Origin of the sequence: Pseudomonas sp. LAIL14HWK12:I7 (genome assembly GCF_000483465.1) — a bacterium.
Taxonomy (GTDB): domain Bacteria; phylum Pseudomonadota; class Gammaproteobacteria; order Pseudomonadales; family Pseudomonadaceae; genus Aquipseudomonas; species Aquipseudomonas kermanshahensis.
On sequence record NZ_KI519608.1, the window covers coordinates 119,487 to 127,068 of the forward strand.

The 7,582-nt window shown below is 61.8% G+C and carries 7 protein-coding genes; 5 read left to right on the forward strand and 2 right to left on the reverse strand.

The features are described 5' to 3' along the window. Window positions 1–25: 25 nt before the first annotated feature. Entirely contained in the window at window positions 26–1,183 is a 1,158-nt protein-coding gene (macA, locus tag D886_RS0126625; RefSeq protein ID WP_027596798.1) for a macrolide transporter subunit MacA, read from the forward strand. Between the two features lie 2 nt (window positions 1,184–1,185). Continuing rightward, on the forward strand, window positions 1,186–3,189 hold the full coding sequence (locus D886_RS0126630; RefSeq protein WP_027596799.1) for a MacB family efflux pump subunit: 2,004 nt from the start codon (window positions 1,186–1,188) through the stop codon (window positions 3,187–3,189). A gap of 149 nt (window positions 3,190–3,338) precedes the next feature. Here D886_RS0126630 and D886_RS0126635 read toward each other — a convergent pair whose 3' ends face one another. Further along, entirely contained in the window at window positions 3,339–3,983 is a 645-nt protein-coding gene (locus tag D886_RS0126635) for a LuxR C-terminal-related transcriptional regulator (protein WP_027596800.1), read from the reverse strand. 220 nt (window positions 3,984–4,203) lie between these two features. Between D886_RS0126635 and hisN the strand changes: the two genes are divergently transcribed. Then, window positions 4,204–4,995 carry a histidinol-phosphatase gene (gene hisN, locus D886_RS0126640; protein ID WP_027596801.1) on the forward strand — a complete coding sequence of 264 codons (792 nt, stop codon included), beginning with the start codon at window positions 4,204–4,206 and terminating at the stop codon, window positions 4,993–4,995. An 88-nt stretch (window positions 4,996–5,083) separates the two neighbouring features. Further along, entirely contained in the window at window positions 5,084–5,815 is a 732-nt protein-coding gene (locus tag D886_RS0126645) for a hypothetical protein (protein WP_027596802.1), read from the forward strand. 8 nt (window positions 5,816–5,823) lie between these two features. Here D886_RS0126645 and D886_RS0126650 read toward each other — a convergent pair whose 3' ends face one another. After that, window positions 5,824–6,798 (reverse strand): LysR family transcriptional regulator, encoded by a 975-nt coding sequence (locus tag D886_RS0126650; RefSeq protein WP_027596803.1) that lies wholly within the window; start codon window positions 6,796–6,798, stop codon window positions 5,824–5,826. 395 nt (window positions 6,799–7,193) lie between these two features. On the opposite strand from D886_RS0126650, the gene D886_RS0126655 reads away from it, so the two are divergent. Next, a partial coding sequence (locus D886_RS0126655) for an ATP-binding cassette domain-containing protein (RefSeq protein WP_027596804.1) occupies window positions 7,194–7,582 on the forward strand: 389 nt, incomplete at its 3' end.

A 7,582-nucleotide genomic window follows, 5' to 3' on the forward strand; every position in this document is an offset into this window, starting at 1 on the left:
GAACCCGAAGAGATAGTGAGTGTTCATGGAAAAGTCCAGATTTCGCAAATACAGCCTCGGCATCGCCGTGGCCCTGGTCGCCGGCATCACGCTGTATGCCGTCCAGGCCCCGGCCAAGCCGCCGCAATACATCACCGCCACGGTCGAGCGTGGCGACATCGAAAACGCCGTGTTGGCCACCGGTACGTTGCAGGGCATCAAACAGGTGGACGTCGGCGCCCAGGTGTCGGGCCAGTTGCGCTCGTTGAAGGTCAAACTGGGTGACAAGGTCACCGAGGGCCAGTGGCTGGCCGAAATCGACCCGCTGGTGCTGCGCAATACCTTGCGCCAGGCTGAGGTCGACGAGGACAAATTGCAGGCCGAGCGCCGTTCTAGCCTGGCCCAGCTCAAGCAGGCCAGGCGGGTGTATGAGCGCTATCGCGAACTGCAGGCCGACGAGTCGGTATCGCGCCAGGACTTCGAGAACGCCGAGTCCGAATACGAGGTGCAGCAGGCCGCCGTGCGCTCGCTCGATGCGCAAATCCAGAGTGCCCGGGTCGAGATCGACACGGCCAAGGTCAACCTGGGCTACACCCGTATCAATGCACCGATCAACGGCCATGTGGTGGGCATCGTCACGCAAGAAGGGCAAACCGTGATCGCCAACCAGCTGGCGCCCGTGCTGCTCAAGCTGGCCGACCTCGACACCATGACCGTCAAGGCGCAGGTGTCGGAAGCCGATGTGATCCACATCAGCCCAGGCCAACCGGTGTACTTCACCATCCTCGGTGAAGACAAACGCTACTACGCCAAGCTGCGCGGCACCGAACCGGCCCCGCAGAACTACGCGCAAAGCACCGACAACAGCGATGGCAGCGCCACGAAACCCAATGGTGCGGTGTTTTACAACGCCCTGTTCGAGGTGGCGAACCCCGAGCACCGCCTGCGCATCTCGATGACCGCGCAGGTGCACATCGTGCTCGACACGGCCGAAGGCGTGCTCACTGTGCCGGTGGCCGCCCTGGGCGCGCGCAATGGCGACGGCAGCTTCCCGGTGCGGGTGCTCGATGCCAAGGGCTTCGCCCAGGTGCGCAACGTGCAGGCGGGGATCAACAACAACGTCAAAGTGCAGATCAAGGATGGCCTGGCCGAAGGTGACCGTGTAGTGATCGGCGAACCGGTGTCTGGCGAAGCAGGGGCGTGAGCATGAACATGAATGTCGAGCTGAGCGCACACAGCGCCGTTGCCTGCAGCAACGGCGAGCCGTTGTTGCGCCTGCAGGGGGTCAGCCGCAGTTTTCTGGCCGGCGACCGCGAATTCCTGGCGCTGAAGGGTATCGATCTGCAGATCCACAGTGGCGAGCTGGTGGCGATCATTGGCGCCTCTGGGTCCGGCAAGTCGACCCTGATGAATATCCTCGGCTGCCTGGACAACGCCAGCAGTGGCAGCTACCAGGTCGGCGGGCAAGAGACGCGCACGCTGGACGACGATGCCCTGGCGGCGCTGCGCCGCGACCATTTTGGCTTCATCTTCCAGCGCTACCACCTGCTGCCGCACCTGGATGCCCTGCACAACGTCGAGATTCCAGCAGTGTATGCCGGCACTGCGCACGGGCAACGCCACGACCGGGCACGTGAGCTGCTCACGCGCTTGGGGCTTGCCGGGCATCTGGAACACCGCCCCAGCCAGTTGTCCGGCGGGCAGCAGCAGCGGGTGAGTATCTGCCGGGCGCTCATGAACGGTGGCCAGGTGATCCTCGCCGACGAGCCGACCGGTGCGCTGGACACGGCCAGCGGCAAAGAGGTGATGAATATTCTGCTGGAGCTGCACGCAGCCGGGCACACGGTGATCCTGGTGACCCACGACCCCAAGGTCGCCGCGCATGCTGAACGGGTCATCGAGGTCAGCGACGGTCAAATCGTCAGCGACCGGCGCACGGGCACCGCAGCCATGCCCACCCCGGTGGCCGAGCCAGCACCGGCCGCTTCGCCAGCAAGGCGCCTGGTCGCTAGCCTGGGGATGTTCCGCGAGGCCTTCAAGATGGCCTGGATCGCTTTGATCTCGCACCGCATGCGCACCTTGTTGACCATGCTCGGGATTGTCATTGGCATCACCTCGGTGGTGTCCATCTCGGCCATCGGCGAAGGGGCCAAGGGCTACGTGCTCAAGGACATCCAGGCAATTGGCAGCAACACCATCGATATCTATTCGGGCAGCAACTTCGGAGACAGCCGGGCGAAGACCATCGAAACCCTGGTGCCCGCCGACGTCACTGCGCTCAACGCGCTGTACTACGTCGACAGCGCCACCCCGGTGATCGGCCAAAGTACCTTGGTGCGCTACCGCAACCTCGATGTCGATGTGCAGCTCAATGGCGTCAGCGAACACTACTTCCAGGTGCGCAACATTCCCCTGGCCGCCGGTATCGTGTTCAGTGCCGAGGACGCACGGCGCCAGGCCCAGGTGGTGGTGATCGACCACAACACCCGCAAGCGCCTGTTCGGCCCCAACGTAGATCCGCTGGGGCAGGTGATTCTGGTGGGGAACCTGCCGTGCACGGTGATCGGCGTCACCGCCGAGAACAAGAACCTGTTCGTCGCCAGCAACCAGCTGAATATCTGGGTGCCGTACGAGACTGCTGCTGGCCGCGTGCTTGGCCAACGCCACTTGGACAGCATCAGCGTGCGCATCAAGGACGGCGTGCCCAGCAAACGGGTCGAAGAGGAGGTGACCAAGCTGATGCTGCAACGCCATGGCACCAAGGACTTTTTCACCAATAACCTCGACAGCATCATGCAGACCGTGCAAAAGACCAGCCGCTCGCTGACCCTGCTGCTGTCGCTGATCGCGGTGATTTCGCTGGTGGTGGGCGGTATCGGGGTAATGAACATCATGCTGGTGTCGGTGACCGAGCGTACCCGCGAAATCGGCATTCGCATGGCGGTGGGGGCACGGCAGTCGGACATTCGTCAGCAGTTTCTGGTGGAGGCAGTGATGGTCTGCCTGTTTGGCGGGTTAGTCGGTATTGGCTTGTCGTATGGGATCGGCTACCTGTTCGAGTTGTTCGTCAAACAGTGGGAGATGGTGTTCTCACCGGCGTCGATCGTGATGGCGTTTGCCTGTTCGACGTTGATTGGGGTGGTGTTCGGCTTTGTGCCAGCGCGCAACGCGGCCCGGCTTGACCCGATCGAAGCGCTGGCACGGGATTGAGGTGCCCTATACCTCAACCCGTGTAGGAGCAGCCTTGTGCTGCGAAGAGGCCGGTAATAGCAACGAAGATTCACGGTGTTATCACCGGCCTCTTCGCAGCACAAGGCTGCTCCTACACGGTGATTCGTGCCCAAGCGGGGATTACAAGATCAAACTGCCGTATACATCCAGCGCATCAACGAATGCCGCCCGCTGATGCCAAGCTTGATCGCCGCCCGGCGCAAATAGCTTTCGACCGTATTCACCTTCAACTCCAGCCGCTCGGCCTGCTCGGGTGCGGTATGCCCGGCCAGCAGGCCAAGGCACACCTGGCGCTCCCGTTCGGACAGCTTCAGCCCCGATTGCGCCAGGCGGTCGAGAAAACGCTGTTCAAGGCTCTCTTGCGTGGCGCGCTCGGCGGCGGGTTGCAGGGCATCGATGTGCTTTTCCAGCATCGGCAGCAGCAGGGGCGAGATGTCGTCCAGGCGGTTGCGCTCGAAGGCGGAGAAGCCATAGGTGGAGTCAGCGCGCAGCACCTGGATTTCGTAGCGGGCGTCGCCTTTGCGGCGAATCAGGTGCAAACGCGACGGGTCGCTGCAGTCCCTGCTTGGCTGCACGTCCGAGGAAAATACAGTCTCGTTGATCACGGGCGCGTTGGCGTCAGGGCCGGCCGGGGCTACGGGCAGCAGGCGTATGTGCGTGGCGTCGATGGTCAGGTGGGCCTGGATCAGGTCGTGCAGCATGCGCGGGAATTGGCGGCTGCCGGTGCTGGCAATGACTTTGCCGATTTGTGGGTAGAGCAGGTGCGAATTCATCGTGTCGTCCATGAGGTCCGGTGGTGCAATTTCCCGTCTGGCTGTTGGCCCGCATCCTGGGCCGCATTCGGGAGGTGATGGGTATCCTAGTACAACGATTGAGTGACGGTTAAATGAAGTAGCGATAGTGGCATAATAATGGCTTCTATGGCAGGCGACTGCTGTGGCGCGGGTTGTCGGGTATGATGCTGGCCTCCATCATCTTCAAGAGGCCTGCCCCATGTCCCTGAGTGCTGAACAGATTGGCGAATTCCGCGCCTTTGCCGAGCAGTTGGCCGATGCCGCCGCTGTGGCGATCACGCCGTATTTCCGTGCCAGCCTGGACGTCGAGGACAAAGGCGGGCGGTTGTACGACCCGGTGACGGTGGCCGACAAGGCGGCTGAAGATGCCATGCGCGCGCTGATCCAGGCGCGCTATCCCGAGCACGGTATTTTGGGTGAAGAGCAAGGCGTGGCAGTGGGCACCAGCCCCTTGACCTGGGTACTCGACCCGATCGACGGTACCCGCGCGTTCATCACCGGCTTGCCGCTGTGGGGCACCTTGATTGCCTTGAACGATGGCACGCGTCCGCGGGTAGGGGTGATGAACCAGCCCTTTACCGGCGAACGCTTCGTCGGCACCCCGGAAGGTGCCTGGCGCAGTGGCACGCCGCTGAAAACCCGTGCCTGCGCCGACCTGGCCTCGGCCACGCTGATGTGCACCACCCCGGACATGTTCGACACCGCAGCGCGCAAGGCAGCGTTCGAGACCGTGGCCGGCAAGGCTCGGCTGATGCGTTATGGCGGCGACTGCTATGCCTATTGCATGCTGGCGTCGGGCTTTGTCGATGTGATCGTGGAGGCGAGCCTGCAGCCGTATGACATGCAGGCCTTGATGCCGATCATCGAAGGGGCGGGCGGTGTGATCACGGCCTGGGATGGCAGCTCGGCGCAGCATGGCGGGTGTGTGGTGGCTTGCGGTGACCCGGCGTTGCATGCGCAGGTGGTGGAGATGTTGCGTCACGCCATGTGACCATCGCACTTTTTCGGTTTCTTGGGCTCTATGCTTGGCCAGGCTGCACTGATCCCCGGTGCGGCCGCCGAATATCGACCCGGTGCCGATGGTTGCAAGCCCTTCCAGAATAGTCCCCGGCCTGCTGTTGGCAGGCGCCCTGACGTGCCTGTGCGCCTGTACCCAAGAGCAGGGCCGTGACATCGTCAGCCAGTTCGGCAACGGCAAGCCCAGCGAGCTGTTCCAGACCAGTGTCGACCGCCTGGCGACACTGTCGATGCGCGACAACCTGCAGAGCTTGTACCTGCTGATGAACAAGCTGTACCTGCGCAACCCCAACCAGTGGAAGATGTCTGGCTACGTCGATGCCGCCACGGCCGAGCGGCAGATCCGGATAGCCATCGAACAGCGCCAACCCTTGGCGCAACTGGGCAATCGCCGCGACCTTGCCGCCTTGAGTTACGCGCTGAGCCCCGAGTTTCGCGGGGACCGGGTCGGCGCGTTCATCTATGCCATCGGCAGCATGCTGATTACCGCCCATGGCGGGCGCACCGAGTTCTACATGACGGACACCATCGACCCGCTCTTCGTCAATAACGCGGCACGCAATATCGAGAAAGCCACCTGGATGCTTAGCCAGCGGCAGGATGCCAACGGCGTGCTGTTGCTGTTCTCCAACGAGATTTCGGAGGAGGGCAGCAACCTGAGTTTCGCCGTCGAGTTCGGCAAGATCGTGGCGCGGCTGGATTTGCTGGCAGAGCTGCTGGACGAGCGCTATCGGCGGATCGGACTCAATTATGCGCAAAGCCTGTTGTTGATGAATTTCTTGCCGGTGCAGTGACCCGGGCCTTAAGTGGCGGCCGTCAGCAACGGTTGAAACTCCGCCAACAACCAGTCACGCAACCGTCGGCAACTGGCGTCATGTTCCTTGTCTTCGTTGAAGGCCAGGAAATGGAAGGTGTCCTTGAGCACCAACTGCTGTTCGACCGGCCGCACCAGCAAGCCTTGCTCCACCAGTGGGCCCACCAGGTGGTGCCAACCCAATGCCACGCCCTGGCTACTCAGGGCAAGCTGCACCAGCAGGTTGTAGTCATTGGCATTGAAGAAATGCGGCGCCGTGCTGGCACGGCTCTTCAGGTCGACATCATGGAACGCCAACCAGACATTCCAGTCGACGTGCTCGGCCACCTGTGAGCGCCCATAGGGGCTGAGGTTGAGCAGCGAGCCGTCGCGAATCCCTTCCAAGGTAGCCAGCTGTGGGTGCTGTGCCAGGTATTGCGGGCTGCATACCGGGTAGACCACATCATGGTTGAGCGGGTGGCAGCTGTAGCCGGCCTGGATCTTGCCCAGCTTGGTGATGTAGATGTCCGGCCGTACGCCAGGCTCCATCGACAGGAAGTTCTGGGTGGTCACCAGGTTGATGTCGATGTCCGGGTTTTGCTCGAAGAACTTCGGCATCCGTGGCCCCAGCCACAGGGCGGCAAACGCTGGCGAGCAGCACAGGGTAACCACGTGCTTGGGATTGATGTTGCTGCGGATTCGCTCGGCCGCCTGGGAGATGTTGACGAACGATAACTGCACCGCATCGAAGAAGATTGAACCCGCCACGGTCAGCTCTACCGCGCGGCCGACACGGGTAAACAGTTCGGCACCCAGGTAGGTTTCCAGTTCACGGATCTGCCGGCTCACGGCGGCCTGGGTGACGCACAGGGCCTCGGCGGCACGCGTGAAATTCTGGTACTTGGCAGCCGCAACGAAGACTTTGACCGCGCGCAGCGAAGGCATCTTGATCAAGGTCTGATCGGGTTCAGAGTGTCTGACCATGTCGGTAGGGTTCAGGTCCTGTGTAGGAGCAGCCTTGTGCTGCGAAAGGGCCCGTACAGGCACCCATAGCCAGTGTATGAGCGGGCCTCTTCGCAGCACAAGGCTGCTCCTACAAAGGGCGCGGCGGGTTAGGGCCTTGATTGATAACTTCAGGTAATGATTAGCGCCCTGCAAATGTCGTTGGACCCACCCTGGGCCAAGGCATAACGTAAATCCCACGGCGCGACATTGAGACATCGATGTCGAATAACTTTTTGAAGCAGGACTTTCTGCGTGCCGGTGTTGACTCACGTTCGCTCTTGAACGGACTGCCAAGCGTACTCGCACTGATCTACCCGCCTTCCGAACAGTGCGATGTTGATAGATTGGTTAATAAGCATAATAACGAGGGTCGTATGAGCCATGCCGATGAGATTCTTTCGGTAAACAACATCTTCAAAGTGTTCGGCCCCAACCCGAACATGGCCATGGAGATGCTCCGCAAGGGCGCCGACAAGAACGAAATCTTCAGCAAGACCGGCCACGTCGTCGGCGTGTTCGATGCAAGCTTTTCCGTCAAACGGGGCGAGATCTTCGTCATCATGGGCCTGTCGGGCTCGGGCAAGTCGACCATGGTGCGGCTGTTCAACCGCCTGATCGAACCCACTGCTGGCAGCATCCACCTCAACGGCCGCGAAATCACCGGCCTGTCCGATAAAGCCCTGCTCGATGTGCGCCGCAAGGAAATGGGCATGGTGTTCCAGTCCTTCGCCCTGATGCCGCACATGAGCGTGCTGCAGAACAC

Excerpts from the sequence above, each read along its gene's own strand:
- macA (WP_027596798.1), top strand. The coding sequence starts at position 26 with ATGGAAAAGTCCAGATTTCGCAAATACAGCCTCGGCATCGCCGTGGCC.
- D886_RS0126630 (WP_027596799.1), top strand. The coding sequence starts at position 1,186 with ATGAACATGAATGTCGAGCTGAGCGCACACAGCGCCGTTGCCTGCAGC.
- D886_RS0126635 (WP_027596800.1), bottom strand. The coding sequence starts at position 3,983 with ATGAATTCGCACCTGCTCTACCCACAAATCGGCAAAGTCATTGCCAGC.
- hisN (WP_027596801.1), top strand. The coding sequence starts at position 4,204 with ATGTCCCTGAGTGCTGAACAGATTGGCGAATTCCGCGCCTTTGCCGAG.
- D886_RS0126645 (WP_027596802.1), top strand. The coding sequence starts at position 5,084 with ATGGTTGCAAGCCCTTCCAGAATAGTCCCCGGCCTGCTGTTGGCAGGC.
- D886_RS0126650 (WP_027596803.1), bottom strand. The coding sequence starts at position 6,798 with ATGGTCAGACACTCTGAACCCGATCAGACCTTGATCAAGATGCCTTCG.